This window comes from Caballeronia zhejiangensis (assembly GCF_000698575.1).
GTDB lineage: Bacteria > Pseudomonadota > Gammaproteobacteria > Burkholderiales > Burkholderiaceae > Caballeronia > Caballeronia zhejiangensis.
Genome location: NZ_JFHD01000010.1, coordinates 142550 through 163097, shown reverse-complemented (window position 1 = coordinate 163097; position 20548 = coordinate 142550). Strand labels below are relative to the sequence as shown.

At 62.3% G+C, this 20548-nt stretch carries 20 protein-coding genes; 7 read left to right on the top strand and 13 right to left on the bottom strand.

What is annotated here, in order from left to right; all coding sequences use genetic code 11:
* Window positions 1-100 precede the first annotated feature (100 nt).
* The 5 genes from oppF to BG60_RS15680 are packed head-to-tail and all read right to left on the bottom strand — an operon-like array spanning window position 101 to window position 5555.
* A complete protein-coding gene (gene oppF / locus BG60_RS15700; RefSeq protein WP_008353180.1) occupies window positions 101-1096 on the bottom strand; it encodes a murein tripeptide/oligopeptide ABC transporter ATP binding protein OppF in 996 nt (331 codons plus the stop codon).
* A complete protein-coding gene (locus BG60_RS15695) occupies window positions 1089-2075 on the bottom strand; it encodes an ABC transporter ATP-binding protein (protein ID WP_008353179.1) in 987 nt (328 codons plus the stop codon). The genes oppF and BG60_RS15695 overlap by 8 nt, the downstream gene beginning before the upstream one ends.
* Window positions 2076-2078: 3 nt before the next feature.
* Entirely contained in the window at window positions 2079-2969 is an 891-nt protein-coding gene (locus tag BG60_RS15690) for an ABC transporter permease subunit (protein ID WP_051996515.1), read from the bottom strand.
* A gap of 11 nt (window positions 2970-2980) precedes the next feature.
* Window positions 2981-3901 (bottom strand): oligopeptide ABC transporter permease OppB, encoded by a 921-nt coding sequence (gene oppB, locus BG60_RS15685; RefSeq protein WP_008353177.1) that lies wholly within the window; start codon window positions 3899-3901, stop codon window positions 2981-2983.
* Between the two features lie 16 nt (window positions 3902-3917).
* A complete protein-coding gene (locus BG60_RS15680; protein WP_008353176.1) occupies window positions 3918-5555 on the bottom strand; it encodes a peptide ABC transporter substrate-binding protein in 1638 nt (545 codons plus the stop codon).
* A 439-nt stretch (window positions 5556-5994) separates the two neighbouring features.
* Here BG60_RS15680 and BG60_RS15675 point away from each other — a divergent pair, with 439 nt between their 5' ends.
* The 4 genes from BG60_RS15675 (at window position 5995) to BG60_RS15660 (ending at window position 11323) form a co-directional block, all read left to right on the top strand.
* Window positions 5995-6924 carry a LysR substrate-binding domain-containing protein gene (locus BG60_RS15675; RefSeq protein WP_008353175.1) on the top strand — a complete coding sequence of 310 codons (930 nt, stop codon included), beginning with the start codon at window positions 5995-5997 and terminating at the stop codon, window positions 6922-6924.
* 92 nt (window positions 6925-7016) lie between these two features.
* On the top strand, window positions 7017-7778 hold the full coding sequence (locus BG60_RS15670) for an SDR family NAD(P)-dependent oxidoreductase (protein ID WP_008353174.1): 762 nt from the start codon (window positions 7017-7019) through the stop codon (window positions 7776-7778).
* A gap of 134 nt (window positions 7779-7912) precedes the next feature.
* Window positions 7913-9580: a gamma-glutamyltransferase gene (gene ggt / locus BG60_RS15665; protein ID WP_372492488.1), complete on the top strand. Its 1668-nt coding sequence runs from the start codon at window positions 7913-7915 to the stop codon at window positions 9578-9580.
* 336 nt (window positions 9581-9916) lie between these two features.
* Complete coding sequence (locus BG60_RS15660; RefSeq protein WP_008353171.1) at window positions 9917-11323, top strand: NCS2 family permease; 1407 nt, start codon at window positions 9917-9919, stop codon at window positions 11321-11323.
* Between the two features lie 72 nt (window positions 11324-11395).
* Here the strand turns inward: BG60_RS15660 and BG60_RS15655 are convergent, their stop codons facing one another.
* The 7 genes from BG60_RS15655 to BG60_RS15630 all read right to left on the bottom strand — a co-directional run bounded on the left by BG60_RS15655 (window position 11396) and on the right by BG60_RS15630 (window position 16264).
* A complete protein-coding gene (locus BG60_RS15655) occupies window positions 11396-11833 on the bottom strand; it encodes an SRPBCC family protein (RefSeq protein WP_008353168.1) in 438 nt (145 codons plus the stop codon).
* Window positions 11826-12149: an ArsR/SmtB family transcription factor gene (locus tag BG60_RS15650; RefSeq protein WP_008353166.1), complete on the bottom strand. Its 324-nt coding sequence runs from the start codon at window positions 12147-12149 to the stop codon at window positions 11826-11828. Before BG60_RS15650 ends, BG60_RS15655 begins: the two co-directional genes overlap by 8 nt.
* Window positions 12150-12268: 119 nt before the next feature.
* Window positions 12269-12418: a hypothetical protein gene (locus BG60_RS38745; protein WP_157695790.1), complete on the bottom strand. Its 150-nt coding sequence runs from the start codon at window positions 12416-12418 to the stop codon at window positions 12269-12271.
* 109 nt (window positions 12419-12527) lie between these two features.
* Window positions 12528-12995, bottom strand: coding sequence for an RbsD/FucU family protein (locus tag BG60_RS15645; protein ID WP_008353164.1), 468 nt, complete (start codon window positions 12993-12995; stop codon window positions 12528-12530).
* Window positions 12996-13064: 69 nt separating this feature from the next.
* Entirely contained in the window at window positions 13065-14189 is a 1125-nt protein-coding gene (locus tag BG60_RS15640; RefSeq protein WP_008353162.1) for a succinylglutamate desuccinylase/aspartoacylase family protein, read from the bottom strand.
* Between the two features lie 86 nt (window positions 14190-14275).
* On the bottom strand, window positions 14276-15064 hold the full coding sequence (locus BG60_RS15635; protein WP_008353160.1) for an ABC transporter substrate-binding protein: 789 nt from the start codon (window positions 15062-15064) through the stop codon (window positions 14276-14278).
* A gap of 105 nt (window positions 15065-15169) precedes the next feature.
* Entirely contained in the window at window positions 15170-16264 is a 1095-nt protein-coding gene (locus tag BG60_RS15630) for a calcium:cation antiporter (RefSeq protein WP_008353159.1), read from the bottom strand.
* A gap of 254 nt (window positions 16265-16518) precedes the next feature.
* Between BG60_RS15630 and BG60_RS15625 the strand changes: the two genes are divergently transcribed.
* The 3 genes from BG60_RS15625 to BG60_RS15615 all read left to right on the top strand — a co-directional run bounded on the left by BG60_RS15625 (window position 16519) and on the right by BG60_RS15615 (window position 19177).
* A complete protein-coding gene (locus BG60_RS15625) occupies window positions 16519-17493 on the top strand; it encodes a GGDEF domain-containing protein (protein WP_008353157.1) in 975 nt (324 codons plus the stop codon).
* Window positions 17494-17842: 349 nt separating this feature from the next.
* Entirely contained in the window at window positions 17843-18625 is a 783-nt protein-coding gene (locus BG60_RS15620) for a DUF2092 domain-containing protein (protein ID WP_008353156.1), read from the top strand.
* Window positions 18626-18754: 129 nt separating this feature from the next.
* Window positions 18755-19177, top strand: coding sequence for a DUF6515 family protein (locus BG60_RS15615; RefSeq protein WP_309792415.1), 423 nt, complete (start codon window positions 18755-18757; stop codon window positions 19175-19177).
* 18 nt (window positions 19178-19195) lie between these two features.
* On the opposite strand, the gene BG60_RS15610 is transcribed toward BG60_RS15615, so the two are convergent.
* Window positions 19196-20512: an MFS transporter gene (locus tag BG60_RS15610; RefSeq protein ID WP_008353154.1), complete on the bottom strand. Its 1317-nt coding sequence runs from the start codon at window positions 20510-20512 to the stop codon at window positions 19196-19198.
* Window positions 20513-20548: the final 36 nt, after the last annotated feature.

Here is a 20548-nt window from a genome sequence, read left to right as displayed (position 1 = left end):
ATTCCGAATTACTCGACAAAGTGAACCGTACCCGTCGATCGCGAAGGATCGGCACGAACGGTCCGTTCAGGGACGCGCTAGTAAAAGAGAAAGTGTCCCTTTACGCCGGGGCCATCGCATACAGACAGGCGGCCGACGAACTCTCACCAAGCGCGCGCAACACCGGTACTTCGCGTGCGCAACGCGCGTCGGCCATCGGACAGCGCGTATGAAACACGCAGCCCGAAGGCGGATCGATCGGGCTCGGAATGTCGCCCGACAGAATCTGCACGGTCTTTGCGCGCTCGACGGCCGGATCGGGTACCGGTACCGCCGACAGCAACGCCCGCGTATACGGATGGCGCGGCGTGTCATAGAGCGCGTGCTTCTCCGCGAGCTCCATCACGCGGCCGAGATACATCACCATCACGCGATCGGAGATGTGCCGCACCACGGCCAGATCGTGCGCGATGAAGATAAGCGCGAGCTTCATCTCTTTTTGCAGCGACTTCAGCAGATTGACGATCTGCGCCTGAATCGACACATCGAGCGCGGACACCGGTTCATCGCAGATGACGAGCTTCGGCTCGACGATCAGCGCCCGCGCAATGCCAATGCGCTGACACTGCCCGCCCGAAAACTCGTGCGGATAGCGGTTGATCATCTGCTCGCGCAGACCGACCTTGGCCATCATCGCGCGCACGCGTTCTTCGACTTCGCGCGTGTTCATGCCCGGCCGATGCTCGACGAGCGGCTCCGCGATGATCTGCCCGATCGTCATGCGCGGATCGAGCGATGCGAGCGGGTCCTGAAAGATCATCTGCACGTCGCCGCGCACGCGATGCCATTCACGCGTCGAAGCGCCCGACAAGCGCGCGCCCATCCACACGATGTCGCCGCTCGTCGCGGGAATGAGATTGAGGATCGCGCGCGACAACGTGGACTTGCCGCAACCCGATTCGCCGACGACGCCGAGCGTCTCGCCCGCCTTGAGATCGAAGCTCACGCCGTCGACGGCCTTTAGCGTGCGGCGCGCCGCCCACGGCAGACGGTTCTTCGGCTTCACCTGAAAATGCACGCGCATGTCGCGCACGGAGAGAATCGTCGCGTCAGACATGGCTCGCTTCCTTCTTGATCAGATGAACCGGACGATGACAGGCCCGCAGCCAGCCCGGTCCGATCGCCTTCAGCGCGGGCGCATCGACGGCGCATTCATCGCTTGCATCGGCGCATCGTTCGTGGAACGGACAGCCCGCCGGCGGATGGGCCATGTTCGGCGGATTGCCGGGGATGCCGGTCAGCTCGCCGCCGTCGTGATCGAGACGCGGCAACGCGCGCAACAGGCCGACCGTGTACGGATGCGAAGGCTGCGCGAACAACGTGTTCGCATCGCACTGTTCCATCACACGCCCGCCGTACATCACCATGACTTTTTCGCACAAGCCGGCGACGACGCCGAGATCGTGCGTGATCAATACGATCGACGTGCCGAAGTCATGCTGGAGATTGCGCAACAATTGCAGAATCTGCGCTTGCACGGTGACGTCGAGCGCGGTGGTCGGCTCGTCGGCGAACAGCACTTCGGGCTCGCACAGCAACGCCATTGCGATCATCACCCGCTGACGCATGCCGCCCGACAACTCGTGCGGATACTGCCCGATGCGATGCGCGGCCTCGGGAATGCGCACGGCTTCGAGCAACGAGATTGCGCGCCTCTTCGCTTCGCGGCGCGTGACGTTCTTGTGCAGTTCGAGCACTTCGGTCATCTGCCGCTCGATCGTGAGATACGGATTGAGCGAGCTCATCGGATCCTGGAAGATCATCGACAGGCGATTGCCGCGGATGCGGTTCATCGCGCGATTCGTCATGCCGATGAGATTCTCGCCGCGATACATCGCGCGTCCGCTCGCGCGCCCATTCGATGCGAGCAGGCCGAGCATCGCGAGCACGCTCTGGCTCTTGCCCGAGCCCGACTCGCCGACAATGCCGAGCGTCTCGCCCTCTTCCAGCGTGAAATTCACGCCGTTGACGGCGCGCACGGCGGCGTCGTGCGTCCTGAATTCGACTTGCAGATCGTTGACTTCGAGTAGCGGCATGGCTCACCTGTCCTTCGGATCGAGCGCGTCGCGCAGCCCGTCGCCGACAAAGTTGATGCAGTAAAGCGTGATCGAGAGCAGCGCCGCCGGGAACAGCAGAATCCACGGCGACGACTCCATCACGCCGACGCCGTCTTGAATCAGCACGCCCCAACTCGTCATCGGTTCCTGCACGCCGAGGCCGAGGAACGACAGCACGGATTCCGTGAGGATGACGGCAGGCACGGTGACAGTCGTATAGATCGCGACGATGCCGAGCAGATTCGGCACCACATGCCGCGCGATGATGCGCCGCGTCGGCACGCCGATCGCGCGCGCCGCTTCGACATATTCCTTGGAGCGGATCGACAGCGTCTGGCCGCGCACGACGCGCGCCATGTCCATCCACGAAAAGATCGTGATGATGATGACGACGAGATAGAACTCGCGGCCGAGCAGCGTCACCATCAGGATAGCGATGAGCAGATACGGAATCGCGTACATCATGTCGACGATACGCATCATCGCGTTATCGACGCGTCCGCCGACGAAGCCCGCGACCGCGCCCCACAGGATGCCGAGCGTCACCGACGTGAGCGTGGCGAGCGCGCCGATCATCAGGGACACGCGCCCGCCGATCAGGCAGCGCACGAGCAGATCGCGGCCAGTGTCGTCGGTGCCGAACAGATGCCAGTTGGCGAGCGTCGGCGCGACGCTCGTCGCGTTCCAGTCGGTCGAATCGAATTCGTTCGGCAACAACCACGGTCCGACGATGCACGCGAGCGTGATCAGCACGAGCAGCACGAGACTCACGACCGCCGCCTTGTTGCGCAGGAAACGCGCGCGCGCGTCCTGCCACGGGCTGCGGCCGGCGACCGCCTTTTCGAGCATCGGTGCAAGAGAAGCAGATTTCATCGCGCGCCCTTTCAGTAACGAATCTTCGGATCGAGCCACGCATACGCGAGATCGACCAGCAGGTTGAGCAGCACGGCCACCACCGTGACGAGCACGACGAGTCCGAGCACGAGCGTGTAATCGCGATTGGCCGCGCCGTTCACGATCAGCTTGCCGATGCCCGGCAGCGAGAACACCGATTCCGTGACGACCGCCGCCGTGATCGACGAGATCGCGAGCGGGCCGATCACCGAGACGACAGGAATGAGCGTCGGCTTCAGCGCATGGCGCAGCACGATGGTGCGCATCGGCAAGCCTTTCGCGCGCGCGGTGCGGATGTAGTTCGTGTTCAGCACTTCGATCAGACTCGCGCGCGTCACGCGGCCGACCGTGGCGACGTTGATCATCACGAGCAGCGCGACGGGCAGCGCCATATAGCGCAACTGGAAGTCGTTCCAGCCGCCCGCGGGCAGCCACTTGAGCAGGATCGCGAAGACGAGGATCAACACCGGCCCGAGCACGAACGACGGGAACGCATTGCCCGCGTTGCTGGCGAGCATCAGCACATAGTCCGCGATGCTATTGCGGCGCAGTGCCGCGGCGATGCCGAGCGCGACGCCGATCACGATGGCAAGCAGCATCGACACGCCGCCGATCGTCAGCGACACCGGCAGCGCACGAAGCACGAGATCGTTCACGCTCCAGTCGGCATAACGGAACGACGCACCGAGATCGCCGTGCAGAAGGTCTCGAAGATAGAACACATACTGCTTCCACAGCGGCTCGTCGAGGTGATACTTCGCCTGCAGATTCGCGAGCACTTCCGCCGGAATCTTGCGCTCGCCATCGAACGGACCGCCCGGCGTTGCGTGCAGGAGCAGATAGCAGATCGTCACGACGATCAGCAGCGTCGGCAGCGTGAGCAACACGCGCCGCAAGGTATAGGACCACATGAAAGGCTCCTTGCCGTCAGTGCTTGACGATGTAGAGATCCTTGCTGCCGTAATGATCCATCGGATTCTTCAGCGAGTATCCGCCGACGTAGCTCTTCACGAGGCGCGGCAGGCCGTATTGCAGGAGCGGCAGCATCGGATAGTCGTCCATTACGATCTTCGCGGCCTGCGTCTGCAACTGCGTGCGCTTGGCTTGATCCGTGGTTTCGCCGGCTTCCTTGATGAGCGCGTCGGCCTTCGGGTTGCAGCTGAAATTGTCGTTCTGCTCCGACTTGCATTGCACGAGCGTGAGGAAGGTCGTCGCGTCGTTGTAATCGGCGACCCAGCCGTTGCGTGCGATCTGATAGTCGCCTTCATGGCGCTTCTTCAACAGCACCTTGAACTCCATCGATTCGATGTCCATCGTGAGGCCGAGCTTCGACTTCCATTCCGATGCGACGAAGATCGCCATCTTCTTGTTGTAATCGCTCGTGTTCATCGCGAATCGCAGCTTCGTTCCGGGCTTCACGCCCGCCTGTTCGAGCAGCTTCTTGGCTTCCTCGACCCGCTTGGCCATCGGCCACGTCGCCCATTCGTAGTTCGACACGTCGGCGCCGCTCACGCCCTTCGGCAGCAGGCCGTAAAGCGGCGTCTGACCATCGGCGGTCACGCGTTGCGCGAGCAGGTCGCGGTCGATGACCATCGAGAGCGCCTTGCGCACGCGCACGTCCTTCAGCAGCGGATCGCGATTGTTGAAGCTGTAGTAGCGCGTGCCGAGAATCAGCGAGTTGCGGATGTCCTTCGGGAACTGCTGGCTGTACTTCGCATAGGTGCCGGTCGGAAGCTGATACGTCATGTCGTTCTCGCCGGACTGGAACAGCTTGACGTCGGTGTTCTCGTCTTCGACCGGCAGATACGTGACTTGCGTCAGTTGAACGTTCGCCTTGTCCCAGTAGTTCGCGTTCTTCGTCAGCACGAGCTTGCTGTTGACCTGCCAGTCCTTCAACTGGAACGCGCCGTTGCTGACGATGTTGCCCGGCTTCGTCCATTCCTTGCCGAATTTCTCGATCGTCGCGCGATGCACCGGCCCGAGGTTCGGATTCGACATCAGTTCCGGCAGGAACGGCACGGGTCCGGCGGTCTTGATTTCGACGGTGCTCGCGTCGATGGCGCGCACCCCGAGCGCGCTCGCCGGCTTCTTGCCCGCGGCGATATCCGCGCCGTTCAGCAGGAACGGGCCGTACACGCTCGCATACGACGACGCCGTTTTCGGGTCGAGGAAGCGCTGGCAGCCGTACACGAAATCGTTTGCGGTGACGGCGTCGCCATTGGACCAGCGGGCGTTCTTGCGCAGATGGAAAATCCAGGTCGTCGCGTCCTTCTGTTCCCATTTTTCCGCGACACCGGGCACGACCGTGCCGTCCGAATTCGTCGCGGTCAGGCTCTCGAACAGGTCGCGCGAGACGTTGGCCGCCACCACGGTTTCGACCAGCGCCGGATCGAGCGTCTCGACCTCCGAGCCGTTGTTGCGCACGAGTTCCTGCTTCGCGGCGAGCGCAACACCCGGCGGCACGATGGCGGCCGACGCGTTCAGCGCGGAGAACGCGAGCAGCGCCGCGGCGGCGGCGAGTTTCGTGCGTTGGATCGATGCGTGGGGAACGGCAAAAAACGTCATGGGGAATCCTCTTTCCTGTCTCGTTTATCGATTGTTGCCTTTCGCCGGGCTTTCGAAATTTGGCAGTCCTTCGTGTAGCGGATCGTTTATCGCCGTTGGGATAAACAAAGCAGCTTCAAGCCCGGAGAATCTAACGTATTGCTTTCTATCTTCTGTCGGCGCGCCAATGCCGATAACTCGTTGAAAACCGCGCGTCTGGCGGATATTTCTTACGTAGACGCTTTCATTCGTGCTTCAGGCTGGCGGCGAGTATTTCGTATCAATAAGACGGATGCCACTCACATGTGCTTATAGTCACTAAATTTTTCGAATAGTCGTTCAATTTGTTGGTTTAACGCACTTTCGGGCTTTGGTTAGCTGAACAGGGTTAAGGCAGCAAGTGTTTGTTTCCTATAAGATTGCGTCGCCGTATAACCGCCGCTTTAGAGCCGTCCGAAAGATGATCCGTTTCCGCCAGATCGAGGCATTTCGCAGCCTCATCATGACCGGCACCAGTGTCGGCGCAGCAAAAAAACTCCATGTGACGCAGCCCGCAATCAGCCGCCTGATCGCCGATCTCGAAGCCGATCTCGGCTTCAGCCTGTTCTCGCGCATCGGCGGCCGTCTCAATCCGACGACCGCCGGCCTGCGCTTCTACAAGTCCGTCGAGGAAAACTTCCTCGGCCTGGAGCGCTTGAAGCAGGTCGCCGCAATGATTCGCGAGGAAGCTTCAGACAGCCTCACGGTCGCATGCATGCCCGTGCTCGCGACCACGCTTTTGCCGCCCGTACTCGCCGATTTCACCGAACGTCATCCCGGCGTGCCGATCAAGGTCGATTCGGTGAAAGTGCCGGAAGTGCTGGTGAACCTGCAGAACCACAAGGCCGATGTCGCGTTGAGCCTGGCGTTTCCGGCGGTCGCGGGCATCGAGGTGGAGACGCTGCTCAAGGCGCGCGCGTCGTGCGCGATGCCCACGACGCACAAGCTCGCGAAGAAGAAGATCGTGCGCCCTTCCGACTTGCGCGGCGAAAAGCTCATCGGCTGGCTGCCGAACGCGCGCCAGCCGTACGAGGCGGAGCAATCGCTGATTTCATCGACGGAAGACCGGCCGCGTTACACCGTTTTCACCGACACGGCGCACACGCGTTACGCGATGGTGGCGGGCGGGCTCGGCATTTCGATCGTCGAGCCGTTCGCGGCCAAGGTCTGGCGCGCGCACGGCGTGGTCGTGCGGCCGTTCGAGACCGACATCGAGTATGAATACGTGCTGTCGTATCCGAGCAGCGGCATCCGCTCCGATCTCGTCGCATCGTTCCGAAGTTCGGTGAAGCGCGTGGTCGAGCACTATTCGTTCGAGGCCGCCGAAGAAGCGCCTCTCGCGGAGGACTGACGCACCGCGCGCCACTCGGCCGCCGATCGGTTTTCCGTTTCATACTCTCGTCTGTTGCGCCCGCTTCAAACCCTCATCCATACGGAGCACACATGCACGATCTGAAAGGCAAGTCGATTCTCATCACCGGCGCGAGCACCGGCATAGGCGCGGCGGCGGCGCGGGCGTTCGCGCAATACGGCGCGAATGTCGCGGTGCACTACAACAGCTCGAAAGACAAGGCCGAGGAAGTCGCGAAGGACGTGCGCGCGCTCGGCGTCACGGCGATCACCGTCGGCGCGGATGTGCGCGATTCAAAAGCCATCGATGCCGCCGTCGCGCAAGTCGCCGATACCTTCGGCAAGATCGACGTGCTCATCAATAACGCGGGCAGTCTCGTGAAACGCGAGCCGATCGCGTCCGCGAGCGACGAGCTCTTCGACGAGATCATGCACATCAACGCGCGCTCGGTCGTCGCGTTCACGCGCGCGGCGCTGCCGTCGCTGCGCTCGGGCGGCGGCGGCTCGATCATCAACGTGACATCGGTGGCGGCGCGCAACGGCGGCGGGCCGGGCGCGCTCCTCTACGCGGCGTCGAAGGGCTTCGTCAGCACCATCACCAAGGGCATGGCGAAGGAACTGATGCCGGATCGCATCCGCGTGAATGCGGTCGCGCCCGGCGTGATCCAGACGCCGTTTCAGGAGCGCTTCACATCGCCGGAACAACTCGAATCCTTCCGCAAGGCAATTCCGATGGGCTTCATCGGCGAGCCGGACGATTGCAGCGGCGCGTTCCTCTATCTCGCGTCGGAAGCGATGTCGCGCTATGTGACGGGCCAGATCATCGACGTGAACGGCGGCCAGTTGATGCCCTGAGCGTCGCGCGGCTCGTGGTATATAAAGCGCTGGTCTTTCGTCGCATGCAATAAAGGAGAACGCAGGAGATGCTTTTGAAAAAGGAACTTCGCATCCGCTCGGTCGCACTCGGCGCCATCGTCGCGTCGGCGCTCATGACGGCGGGATTCGTCGAGACGGCGCCGGCTTACGCAAAAACCACCGACAATCAGCCGGCGGTGCTGACCGCGTCGGCTGTCGCGGTCGCCGACAAATACGCCGCCGACACCGCGGAACAAATCTTCAAGCTGGGCGGCAATGCGGTCGATGCGGCCGTCGCGATCGCCTTCACGCTCGCCGTGACGTATCCGGAAGCGGGCAATATCGGCGGCGGTGGCTTCATGACGCTCTACGTCGATCATCGTCCGTACTTCCTCGACTATCGCGAGCGCGCGCCGCTTTCGGCCACGCGCAACATGTATCTCGACGACAAGGGCGAGGTCATCAAGGGCATGAGCCTCATCGGGCATCGCGCGGTGGGCGTGCCGGGCACGGTCCAGGGCATGTGGGAAGCGCAGAAGCGCTTCGGCAAGTTGAAGTGGAAACAGGTGCTCGCGCCGGCCATCAAGTACGCGCAGGACGGCTTCGAAGTCGACGATCAGCTCGTCTCGCGACGCGACAACGCATCGAAGGAGTTCGCCGGCAAGACCAACTTCGATCTGTACTTCGGCGGCATGAAGGCCGGTCAGGTGTTCAAGCAGCCGGATCTCGCCAAGACCTTGCAGCGCATCTCCGATAAAGGCGCGAAAGGCTTCTACGAAGGCGAAACCGCCGAGCTGATCGCCAAGTCGATGGAAGGCCACGGCCTCATCACGACGCGCGACCTGAAGGACTACAAGGCGGTGTGGCGTCAGCCGATCACGGCGAGCTGGAACGGCTATCGCGTGATCACCGCGCCGCCGCCGAGCTCCGGCGGCGTCGGCCTCGTGCAGTTGCTCAAGATGAAGGCCGACCTCAAGGACAAGTTCCAGGACGTGCCGCTCGATTCCGCGCAGTACATCCATCTCGTGGCCGAAATCGAGAAGCGCGTGTTCGCGGACCGCGCGCAATATCTCGGCGATCCGGACTTCTACAAGGTGCCGGTCGCGCAGCTCACCAACGACGACTACATCCTGAAGCGTGCGCAGGAAGTCAATCCCGACAAGCCTTCGGACACGAAGAGCGTGCAGCCGGGACTCGGCACGTCGATGCCCGAGAAGGCGGAAACGACGCACTTTTCGGTCGTCGACAAATGGGGCAACGCGGTATCGAACACGTACACGATCAACGGGTATTTCGGCTCGGGCGTGATCGCGGAAGGCACGGGCGTCGTGCTCAACGACGAAATGGACGACTTCGCGTCGAAGCCGGGCGTGCCGAACATGTTCGGCGTCGTCGGCAGCGATGCGAACGCCATCGCGCCGAAAAAGCGTCCGCTTTCGTCGATGACGCCGACCATCCTCACGAAGGACGACAAGGTCGCGATGGTGATCGGCACGCCGGGCGGCTCGCGCATCTTCACGTCGATTTTCCAGGTCATCACGAACGTGTACGACTTCGACATGCCGCTGGCGGAAGCCGTCGGCGCGACGCGATTCCATCATCAGTTGCTGCCGCCGGACACGATCTATCAGGAGCCGTTCCATCAGCTCGACGCGAGCGTCGTCAAGCAGCTCGAAGACAAGGGCTACAAGTTCACGATGCAGAACTTCAATGGCGACATTCAGGCGATCCGCATCGACGGCGACAAGCCCGAACCGATGTCCGATCCGCGCGGACGCGGCGTGTCGCGCGTCATCCAGTAACGCGCCTTACAACGTCGAACGAGTAAAATAGCGGCCCGGTCCGGACTAGGCGTTTCCCCTAGTCCGGCCTTTTTTCGCTCATGCGAGAGCCCCGCCCCGCGCGGGATTCGCGGCATATAAGCCGCTCGGCATGAGCGGCATGTTTTTCATGGGATTGGACCCCGCGTTCTGTTCCCCTAGTCTCTGTCCTGACCGAGTGCAGCCATCAGAGCGCGTCACCCGGCATTCATCCAGAACTACATACGAGACGACCCTGACGATGGACCCGCGGTGCCGGCGAGCTGACAAGCGCGGCGCACGGCGTTCCGTTTCAGCGTGCTGATAAAGGAGCAGCTCATGTTGGAATCCTCCGCCCAGCAGCTTGGCGACATCGACATCACCCCCACAGAACGAGAGGAAAGCGTTCAGACCGCCAGCGGCGGATTTCTCGATCGCTATTTCGGCATTTCCAAAACCGGCAGCACGGAAAAACGCGAGATCGTCGCGGGCGTTACGACGTTCCTCGCGATGGTCTACTCCGTGTTCGTCGTGCCGGGCATGCTCGGCAAGGCCGGCTTCGACACGAGCGCGGTGTTCGTCGCGGTGTGCCTCACGACCGCGTTCGGCTCGCTGCTGATGGGCGTGTGGGCGCGTCTGCCGATCGCGATCGGCTGCGCAATCTCGCTGACTGCGTTCACGGCCTTCGGTCTCGTGCTCGGCAAGGGATTGACGCCGAACATCGCGCTCGGCGCCGTGTTCCTGATGGGCGTCGTGTTCACCGCGATCTCCGTCACCGGCGTGCGTTCGTGGATCCTGCGCAATCTGCCGACGGGCGTCGCGCACGGCACGGGCATCGGCATCGGCTTGTTCCTGCTGCTGATCGCATCGAACGATGTCGGGCTCATCATCAAGAATCCCGCGCCCGGCATGCCGGTGTCGCTCGGGCATATCACGGCGTTTCCGGTGCTGATGTCGGTGGCGGGCCTCGCCGCGATCTTCGGTCTGGAGCGCCGGCGCGTGCCGGGCGGCATCCTGCTGGTGGTGATCGGCCTGTCGGCGATCGGCCTGATCTTCGATCCGTCCGTGCGCTTTCATGGCGTGTTCGCGCTGCCGGCGTTGTCGGCGCCGGGCCATGCATCGCTGATCGGTGCGATGGACATCAAGGGAGCACTCTCGATGGCCGTACTGCCGAGCGTGCTCGCGCTCGTGATGACCGCCGTGTTCGACGCGACCGGCACGATCCGCGCGGTCGCGGGCCAAGCGGGCCAGATCGACAAGAACGGACGCATCGTCAACGGCGGCCGCGCGCTGACCGCCGATTCGCTCAGCTCGATCTTCTCCGCCTGCTTCGGCGGCGCGCCGGCTGCGGCGTATATCGAATCGTCGGTGGGCGTGGCGGCGGGCGCGAAGACGGGTCTCGCGGCAAGCGTCGTCGGCGTGCTGTTCCTGGTGGTGATGTTCCTGTCGCCGCTCGCCGCGCTCGTGCCTTCCTACGCGACGGCGCCTGCGCTGATGTACGTCGGCCTGCTGATGCTCGGCAACGTGAGCAAGCTGCATTTCGAGGACACGGTCGACACGATGTCGGGCCTCGTTTGCGCGGTGTATATCGTGCTGTCGGCGAATATCGTGACGGGCATCATGCTCGGCTTTTGCACGCTCGTGATCGGCCGCATCGTCGCGGGCGAATGGCGCAAGCTGAATGTCGGCACGGTGGCGATCGCGGTCGTGCTCGCGGTTTTCTATCTCGGCGGCTGGGCGATCTGATCGACGGCTCTATCGCGTGAAGCGAAACGGCGCGCTGCCCGAGAGGACAGCGCGCCGTTTTTCATGGCCGTGTTACTTCGTGACGAGCGCGACGGAACCCGTCTCCAACAACGACTTCAAATTCGACAGAATCTTCGGCCATCCGCCCGACACGGCCTCGATGAACGGTTTGCTCTCGCTGACGTGCGTGACCGTGAGCTTGACCGCATCGCCGAGCGCCTCGATGTCGTAGGTGCAGCGCGACCAGCCCGCGTCCTTCAGATCGTCGCGAAATTCGTTGCGCCATTTCAGCACGAGGCGTTTGCCCGGCTCGGCTTCGAGCACTTCTCCGGCATCCGCGACGCGTCCATCGGAAAACAGCATCTTCCACGCGGAGCCTGCTGACCAGTCGGATTCCTGATGCATCCCGAACCAGTACTGCCGAACGAACTCAGGCGTCGTCAGCGCTTCCCACAGCTTTCCCGGCGTCGTGCGGATGTAGGTCACATACACAAACGTGTCGCTACTCATGATCGTCTCCTTCAAGCGTGCGTTTCAGGTCGGACAAAGCGTCCAGCCGCGGACGCTCGAACTTGCTGATCCAGCGTTGCGCGATCTCGTGGATCGGCACCGGATTAAGGAAATGACGCTTCTCGCGGCCATGACGCTGCGTCGACACGAGATTCGCGTCTTCGAGTATCGCGAGATGCTTCGACACGGCCTGCCGCGTCATGCCGAGGCCGTCGCATAAATCGCCGAGCGTCTGGCCGTTCGCCTCGCGAAGCCGGTCGAGCAGTTGCCTGCGGCTCGCGTCGGCGAGCGCGCGAAAAACCGAATCGTCATCCATGAACGGATTATGCAACCATTTGGTTGCATGTCAAGCGCGAAAACGACAACGCCCCGGAAGCTCTTCACTTCCGGGGCGTTGCGGATGATGCTCTTGACCGGGATGCTGTCGCGCGCGGCTTACTTGCGGCGATACGATTCGACGAGAATCTCGCAGTTCTGGAGATGCAGTTGCAGCGCACGGTTCCACTCACGACGCACCGCAGCCTTTGCCGCGCGCAGCCAGGAACCGAACGAAACGACCAGGGATTGTTGTGCGGTGGTTTTCATGTGGGTCTCTCAGGGTAAGTAGCTAGGGAATAACCCTAACTATACGCCTTTCTCGCTGCACCGCAACACGTTTTCAAAAAAGCAACAGGGTATTCCCTAGGTCGATCGGTCAATTTTTCTCCGGCGCGTCGGGCGCCAACTGCACGCCCTTTTTGAAGATGAAGCAGCCGTAACCCCGAGATTCGCCGGTGGCGATCACGCAATACGCGTTCTTCGCGCGCTCGTAGAAGGCAAAACGCTCGATCGACGCCAGCGGCACGGCGCGCCCCTCGGCGTCATCGACTTCACGCTGCGCTTCGCGTTGCACGGCGGGCAGCGCGGCCGCGTCGCCGACGACCTCCATGCGCTGAGCAGGATGATCGACGAACGTATCGAGCGGCAGCACCGACAGCACCGCCCGCACCGCGCGCGGCGAACTCACGCCGTCGAGCCGCAGCACGCGCCCGAGCACCGTCTGTCGCGCGACGGAATCGGCGGGAAAGTTGGCGTCGCAGATCACGACTTCGTCGCCGTGACCCATCGCGCAGAGCGCGTGCAGGATGTCCGCGTTGAGCAGCGGATCGATGTTCTTGAGCATGTTTCTTGTTCTCCATGACGTAAGGCCAGCCGAATCTATGGTACCCGCCGCCGCGCAACCGAGGCGCAGCTAAGGCACGAGCAGGTCGCCCTGCCGCGCCGCGTCCGCGCCCGCGATGCGCGCGACCAGCATTCCCGCCGTCGCGAAGCGCGTCCAGTGCCGCGCGTAGAGCAGCCCTTCCGTCTGCGCCACGAGCGGCACGAGGCGATCGTCGAGCGGATCGAGCACGTCGGCGATGACGTCGCCCGCGCGAATCCGCTCGCCGATTTCGCGCCGATGCAGAATCACGCCCGACATCGGCGCGTGGATGTACTCGCATCCCGCAAGCGGCGTCGCGGGATTGCGCAGCGGCGGCGGCTTCGGCGCATCGCCTGCGATCATGCCGATGTGCGTCAGATAATCGACGATCGCCTGTGCATCGCGCGCCGCCATCTCGTGCGACACGTCCCGCACGCCGCGCAGTTCGAGCGTGACGGATTGCGCGCCCATCGGAATCGGAAAGCGCTCGCCGAGCGCACCGCGCAGATAGCGCCACGCCGCCGTGCACGCCTCGTCGAACGGCTCGCCGCCCGACACGTCCGCAAGCAATTGCGCCTCGCTGCCGAGATAGCGCGCGAGCGGTTCGATCGCGGGCCACGCGCCGGGCGTCGTGTAGAGATGCGCGACGGCTTCCCAGTCGCAATGCAGGTCGATGACGAGATCCGCGTCGCACGCGAGTTTCATCAGCTCGATGCGTTGCGATTCGAGCTCGGTCGCCGCTTCGAGCGCCGCCAGATGCTCGCGCAGCGCCGCGCGGATGAGCCGAGCGTTCCGCGTCGCGTCGCCCGTCAGACGGTTCTTGAGTTCGAGCGCCAATTCCGCGCCGAACTCGGGAAAGCGCCGGTTGAAGTCCTGCCCCGAGCGCATCTCGAAGCGGCCCATTTGCGTGCCGAACCAATGCTGGTTCAATCCCGCCGGATTCGCGACCGGCACGACTACGACACGCGCGTTCAGCTTCCCCGCTGCTTCCAGTTCGGCGAAGCGCCGCTTCAGATACCACGCGACGACCATGCCCGGCAATTCGTCGGCATGCAGCGAAGCCTGGATATAGACCTTCGGCGCCGCGTCGCCGTCTTGCGGACCGAATCGATAGCTCGTGATCGCGCGCCCTGTGCCGAGCGACGCGCCGACGAGCGGATGATGATGAACCTGCATCTTCGATGTATCTCTCGTCGAAAGCGAAAAGAAAAGGCATCGCGAACGATGCCTTTCCGGTCGAAAACGAATGCGGCGGGCGGCGCTTACTGGATCGAGATATCCGTCTCGAAATACTTCGCCATGATGCGCTTGAACGTGCCGTTCTTCTTGATCTCGGCGAACGCGTTGTTCAGGCCGTTCTTCAGATCGGCGTCGCCCTTGCGCAGACCGATGGCCGTGCCAGGACCGATGATCGCCTTGTCCTCGACGATCGGGCCGACGAGCGCGAACGGCTTGCCCTGCGGCTTCTTCAGAAAGCCGATGGCGGCTTGCGCGGCGTCGGTGAAGATCGCGTCGATGCGGCCCGCGACGAGATCGGCCTCGACCTGTTCCTGATCGCCGTAAGCCACGACGGTCACGCCTTGCGGCTCCCATTTCACTTTCGCGTAACGCTCCTGCACCGTGCCTTGCTCGACGCCGACGCGCTTGCCCTTCAATGCCTGCGGCGTCGGCAGGATGCCCGAGCCGGCGCGCGCGACGAGTTGCGCGTGCGTGTCATAGAGCGGATCGGTGAAATCGATCTGCTTCAGGCGCTCTTCGGTGATGCCCATGTCGGACAACACGGCGTCGAATTTGCGGGCCTTGAGGCCGGGAATCATGCCGTCGAAATTGTTTTCGACCCACACGCACTTGACCTTCATCTGCGCGCAGAGCGCATTGCCGAGATCGATATCGAAGCCGGCGAGCTTGCCGTCGGCCTGCTTGGATTCGAACGGCGGATAGGACGGATCGACGGCGAAACGGATTTGCGTGATTTCCTTCGCTTGCGCCGAGAAAGACACGGCGGCGAGTGCTGCAAGCATCGCGAACGATGCGGACTTCTTCAATGACATGCTTTTCCTTCAGGACTTTCGATGAGACCGCGAAACGTCGCGCGCGGACGCGCGCGAAAAACCGTGAATGGTAACAAAATCGCACGATTGATCGGACGACGCGCGTCAAGGCACGACCGAAAGAAACAGGAAAGCCGCAAAGATCACGAGATGCACGACGCCTTGGAGCACGGTCGAGCGGCCCGTGCCGAGCGTAATGACGGACACGAGCAGCGTGAGCGCGAGCATGACGATTTCCTTGGGCGCGAGCCCGAGCGAAATCGGCTGGCCCATGAAGATCGACACGACGGCCACTGTGGGAATAGTCAATCCGATGCTCGCGAGCGCCGAACCGAGCGCGAGATTCAAGCTCGTCTGGAGGCGGTTCAGGCGCGCCGCGCGCAAGGCGGCGAGTCCTTCCGGCAGCAGCACGAGCGCGGCGATCACCACGCCGACCACAGCCTCGGGCGCGCCCGCCGCCGCGACGCCCGCTTCCACCGCCGGCGACAGCAGCTTCGCCAGCCCGACCACCGAAACCAGCGAAAGCATCAGAAAGATGAGCGCGACCCACGCCTCCCGGTTGCTCGGCGGCGGCGCGTGCGGCGCCTCGTCCTCGTCCTGCACGCCCGCGGCGGCCGGCGGCGCGAACGGCAGGAAATAATCGCGATGGCGGATCGTCTGCACGAACACGAACGTCACGTACAGCACGAGCGAAATCACGCCGACGAAGATCAGTTGCGACGTCGAAAGCGCGGGACCGGCGACCGTGCTCGTGAAATTCGGCAAGACCAGTGTAAGCACGGAAAGCGCGCACAGGATCGCGAGCGCGGCGCTCGCGCCTTGCAGCTGAAAATCCTGCACGTGATGCCGCAAGCCGCCGATCAGCAGACACAGCCCGACGATCCCGCAACTGCAGATCATGATCGCGGCGAACACCGTGTCGCGCGGCAGACCGGCTTTTTCCGGACCCCCGGAAAGCATCACGGAGACGATCAGCGCGACTTCGATCACCGTGACGGCGACCGCGAGCACCAGCGTGCCGAACGGCTCGCCGACGCGATGCGCGACCACTTCCGCGTGATGCACCGCCGCGAACACGGCGAACGCCAGCGCGATGGCCGCGAGCACGATCAGCGCGCCGCTGTGTATGAAAGCGGCCGCGGCCAGCACGACGAGCGCGAGAATCGGGGAAACGAGGGTCCAGTCCAGCTTGAATTTCATCGGCGCTCCGGGCGGATCGGTTGAATGGGATCGTCGGCTCTTGCGATGTAGCCACGAGGTTGCAGCAAAAACGCGCCGAATGCATCGGACCTGCGCGAGCGCCGCGCGTGCGAAGGGATTGCCGTGACAAAGGGCCGCAGACCATCGGCATCATAGCGAAAACGCAACCGCGCGCCTTCGGCACGAACGGGTGTATTTATTGCGCAATTGTCAGAGAATAACGGCTCCAGTGGTTACGTTAAGCACGGAGACACATGCTCGTCGCACCGATACCCGAGAACGAATCCGCCCGCCTTGCCACCCTGCGCACGCTCGGCATCCTCGATACGCCCGCCGAAGAACGCTTCGACCGGTTGACGCGTCTCGCGCGCCGCGTCTTCGACGTACCCATCGCGCTCGTCTCGCTCATCGACGAAAACCGTCAGTGGTTCAAGTCGTGCGCGGGTCTCGGCGTGCAGGAAACCTCGCGCGACATTTCTTTCTGCGGACACGCGATCCTGCAAGACGACGTCTTCATGATTCCCGACGCCCGCGCAGACGTCCGCTTTCACGACAACCCGCTCGTCTCGGGCCATCCGGGCATCCGTTTCTACGCCGGTCAGCCGCTCATGGTGCCCAACGGCAGCAAGCTCGGCACACTCTGTCTCATTGACACGCGCCCGCGCGAGCTGGACGGCGACGAACGCGGCCTGTTGCGCGATCTCGCGCATATCGCGGAACAGGAGATCGCGGCGATCGAGCTCGCGACCGTCGACGAGCTGACGCTCATCGCGAACCGGCGCGGCTTCGAAGCGCTCGCGCAGCATGCGCTGAACGTCTGCAAGCGCCTTGAGCGCGACGCGTCGCTGCTCTTCTTCGATCTCGACGATTTCAAGCAGATCAACGACACCTTCGGTCATGCGGAAGGGGATCGCGCGCTCGTGACCTTCGCCGCCGCGCTGCGCGAATCGCTGCGGGAGAGCGATGTCATCGGCCGTCTGGGCGGCGACGAATTCGTCGCCCTTCTGACCGACGCCCGCGAAGACGAAACGCGCCGCGCGCTCGATCGCCTGCGCGAATTGCTCGCCGCGAGCAATGCGGCATCGGCGCCGGGTTATCGGATTCGCTTCAGCGTCGGGCAGACACAGTTCGACGCCGATCGGCATTCGTCGGTGATCGATCTGCTCGCGGCAAGCGACAGCAAGATGTACGCGCAGAAAGCCGCCCGCAAAAGCGCTCCGGCGCGCTAGCGCCAACGAGCGTTGCGATCTGTGCTTTGATCCGAAACAGATTGCGTTTATTCAAATAAAAGGCGTCGCAGGCAGCGATTGTCCAGCGCGCCGCCAAACGAAATACTTATTCAACGCGCCGAAAATACGGCGGGAATAAGTTCGACGTCAAAAAACGTAATAATCGCGTCAGCCGGGCACGAAGCAAAAACCGAAAATCAGTGTTTCAGTTGAACTGACGCACTTCCATCATATAATTTATTTCAATCGGCAAAGAAAATTTACGCGGACTAAATCATGTTCCTATAACAAAAAGGTATTCTCTGATGATTATCTCGTCGAATTTCAATCATCAATTCAGGAGAAGACAATGACGACTATCTTCGCGAAACTCGCGCTGTGCGCCGCGGTTGCAGGCGCGTTATGCAGCATGGTAAGCGCATCGGCGAAGGAAACGGCGACCGCGCATAAACCAGATCCCGCCGCAATGGAAGCGCTGGCCAAAATGAGCGCTTATATGCAAACCGTGAAGCAGTTCGTTCTGGATGTCGATTCGACGACAGATCAAATCATGGTGGACGGTAAAACGGCACAATTGGTCCAGTTGTCGCACACGACGAAGCTGACCGTAAATCGCCCCGATCATCTCAAGGCGGATATTTCCGGCGGTGCGCCTGGCAGCAGTCGTCACGCCTATTTCGACGGAAAGCACTTCACGCTTTACACTGAGCCGGGCAAATACTATGCGACGGTGCCGGCGCCGGCCACCATCAAGGAACTGATCAGCGATCTCGGCGACAAGTACGGAATCGAATTGCCGTTAAGCGATATTTTCACGCTGGGAGCGAATCCGGACGACATGAAAAGAGTGCTTTCCGCCGCCTATCTCGGTGACGAGACAATAAACGGCGCGACGTGCTCACATTATGCATACCACGAAAAATCGGTCGATTGGCAGCTCTGGGTTCAGAAAGGCGATAAACCGCTGCCGTGCAAGTTGAATATCGTGACATTGTCGGACAAGGAGCGGCCGCAATACACGGCGATTTATCGCTGGAACCTCAATCCTGAAATCGGAAATGGCGCATTCGCATTCTCGGCCCCTGAGAACGCGCGCGAAATCAAAATCGTGCAGGTCAAAGACACGCAATAATCGATTAATGTAGAGATCATCATCATGAATTTGAAGAACTTCTCAAGCACGGCATGCGCGGCGCTCTTACTGGCAACAATCGCGTCGACGGCAAGCGCCTTTCAAGTCCGCGGCGGCGCTCAAACGTCCGTGAATAGCGGCGCCTGGCAGAGCGCGCATGAAACCAATGTCGCGACACGGCAAGCCAACCGCACGACGCGTGAGGGCAACCGGCAGGACACCGTTCAGCAGGTCAGTTCGAACCGAACGAACGCGGCGACAAACATCAGCAATAACCGGATGAATGCGGCGCAGAACATCAGTGACAACCACGGCTGCTGCTACAACAACGGCGGCTGGTACAACGACCATCCGGTGGCAACCGCTGCCGCCGTCACGACAACCGTGGTCGCGACGGCAGCCATAGTCGGCTCCATCGTTCATACACTGCCGCCCAGTTGCTCCGCGATCAGCGTCAACGGCGTGACGTATCAGCAATGCGGCTCGACGTGGTATCAGCCGCAATACTCGGGCACGTCCGTTCAGTACGTGGTGGTCAACGCGCCTCACTGACCCGCGGTCGAGTTCGCTTCACTCGCTGCCGCTCTCGCGGAAATACAGGCGGCGCGGCAGGCCCCACACTATCAGCATCGCGCCCAGCAGGCACGCGCACGCGATCGCATAGAGGCCGGGCGTCGCGCTGCCGGTCATCGTCTTCACTTTGCCGACCATGTACGGACTGATGATCCCGCCGAACTGCCCGACCGAATTGATGAGCGCGATGCCGCTCGCCGCTGCGATACCGGTGAGAAAGCGCGTCGGCAGAATCCAGAACAGCCCGAGCGACGTAATGATGCCCGTCGCGGCGATCGTGAGGCCGATCACGAGCATCACCGTGTTCGTCGGGAAAAAGCCGCACAGCACGTAACCGATCGTGCCCGCGAGCGCGCATGCGCCGAGGTGCCAGCGCCGTTCGCCGGTCCGGTCCGAATGCTTGCCGATCAGGATCATGCCGATGCCCGCGACCGCGTAAGGCAGCATCGAGATCAGGCCGATCATGAACGGATCGCTCGTGCCCGCGGTTTTCACGAGCTGCGGCATCCAAAAGACGAGCCCGTAGATGCCCATCGCGAGGAACAGATAGATGAGCGCCATCACGAGCGTGACGGGCTGGCTGAACGCGGCCTTCAGCGAATGCACTTCGCCGACTTTCGGATCGCGCGCGAGTTGCGCTTTCAGCGCGCGCTTTTCGCCGGCGTCGAGCCACTTTGCGTGATCGACGTCGTCATCGACGAACGCGAGCACGACAAAGCCGAGCAGCACCGACGGAATGCCTTCGAGCAGAAAGAGCCATTGCCATCCGGGCATGCCGTTCAGGCCATCGCAGAACTTCATGATCGCGCCCGACAGCGGGCTGCCGATGATCCCGCACAGCGCGATCGACGCCATGAAAAACGAGTTGATGCGCCCGCGCCGCGACGACGGAAACCACTTCGTGAAGAAGTACAGCGCGCCCGGCACGAAGCCCGCTTCGAGCGCGCCGATCAGAAAGCGCAGCACGTAGAACCACGTTTCGCTGCGCACGAACATCATGCACGCCGACGCGATGCCCCACGTAATCATGATGCGCGCGATCCAGCGCTTCGCCCCGACGCGATGCAAAACGATATTGCTTGGCACTTCGAATAAAAAGTATCCGACGAAGAATACGCTCGCCCCGAAGCCGTACATGGCGTCGGAGAAGCCGAGCTCGCTTTGCATCTGCAGCTTCGCAAAGCTGATGTTGATGCGATCGAGATACGAAAACACGAAGCACGCGACGAACAGCGGCACGAAGCGCCAGAACACTTTCTTGTAGATGCGGCTGTCGTCGAGCGTCGCCTCGCGCGGGGCGGCGAAGGTATTCATGTGGCTTGTCTCCTTGATTTTCTTGTCTTGACGCGT

Bases quoted from the DNA above. Each gene is read 5' to 3' on its own strand.
- oppF (WP_008353180.1), bottom strand. From the start codon at position 1,096: ATGTCTGACGCGACGATTCTCTCCGTGCGCGACATGCGCGTGCATTTT.
- BG60_RS15695 (WP_008353179.1), bottom strand. From the start codon at position 2,075: ATGCCGCTACTCGAAGTCAACGATCTGCAAGTCGAATTCAGGACGCAC.
- BG60_RS15690 (WP_051996515.1), bottom strand. From the start codon at position 2,969: ATGAAATCTGCTTCTCTTGCACCGATGCTCGAAAAGGCGGTCGCCGGC.
- oppB (WP_008353177.1), bottom strand. From the start codon at position 3,901: ATGTGGTCCTATACCTTGCGGCGCGTGTTGCTCACGCTGCCGACGCTG.
- BG60_RS15680 (WP_008353176.1), bottom strand. From the start codon at position 5,555: ATGACGTTTTTTGCCGTTCCCCACGCATCGATCCAACGCACGAAACTC.
- BG60_RS15675 (WP_008353175.1), top strand. From the start codon at position 5,995: ATGATCCGTTTCCGCCAGATCGAGGCATTTCGCAGCCTCATCATGACC.
- BG60_RS15670 (WP_008353174.1), top strand. From the start codon at position 7,017: ATGCACGATCTGAAAGGCAAGTCGATTCTCATCACCGGCGCGAGCACC.
- ggt (WP_372492488.1), top strand. From the start codon at position 7,913: ATGACGGCGGGATTCGTCGAGACGGCGCCGGCTTACGCAAAAACCACC.
- BG60_RS15660 (WP_008353171.1), top strand. From the start codon at position 9,917: ATGTTGGAATCCTCCGCCCAGCAGCTTGGCGACATCGACATCACCCCC.
- BG60_RS15655 (WP_008353168.1), bottom strand. From the start codon at position 11,833: ATGAGTAGCGACACGTTTGTGTATGTGACCTACATCCGCACGACGCCG.
- BG60_RS15650 (WP_008353166.1), bottom strand. From the start codon at position 12,149: ATGGATGACGATTCGGTTTTTCGCGCGCTCGCCGACGCGAGCCGCAGG.
- BG60_RS38745 (WP_157695790.1), bottom strand. From the start codon at position 12,418: ATGAAAACCACCGCACAACAATCCCTGGTCGTTTCGTTCGGTTCCTGG.
- BG60_RS15645 (WP_008353164.1), bottom strand. From the start codon at position 12,995: ATGCTCAAGAACATCGATCCGCTGCTCAACGCGGACATCCTGCACGCG.
- BG60_RS15640 (WP_008353162.1), bottom strand. From the start codon at position 14,189: ATGCAGGTTCATCATCATCCGCTCGTCGGCGCGTCGCTCGGCACAGGG.
- BG60_RS15635 (WP_008353160.1), bottom strand. From the start codon at position 15,064: ATGTCATTGAAGAAGTCCGCATCGTTCGCGATGCTTGCAGCACTCGCC.
- BG60_RS15630 (WP_008353159.1), bottom strand. From the start codon at position 16,264: ATGAAATTCAAGCTGGACTGGACCCTCGTTTCCCCGATTCTCGCGCTC.
- BG60_RS15625 (WP_008353157.1), top strand. From the start codon at position 16,519: ATGCTCGTCGCACCGATACCCGAGAACGAATCCGCCCGCCTTGCCACC.
- BG60_RS15620 (WP_008353156.1), top strand. From the start codon at position 17,843: ATGACGACTATCTTCGCGAAACTCGCGCTGTGCGCCGCGGTTGCAGGC.
- BG60_RS15610 (WP_008353154.1), bottom strand. From the start codon at position 20,512: ATGAATACCTTCGCCGCCCCGCGCGAGGCGACGCTCGACGACAGCCGC.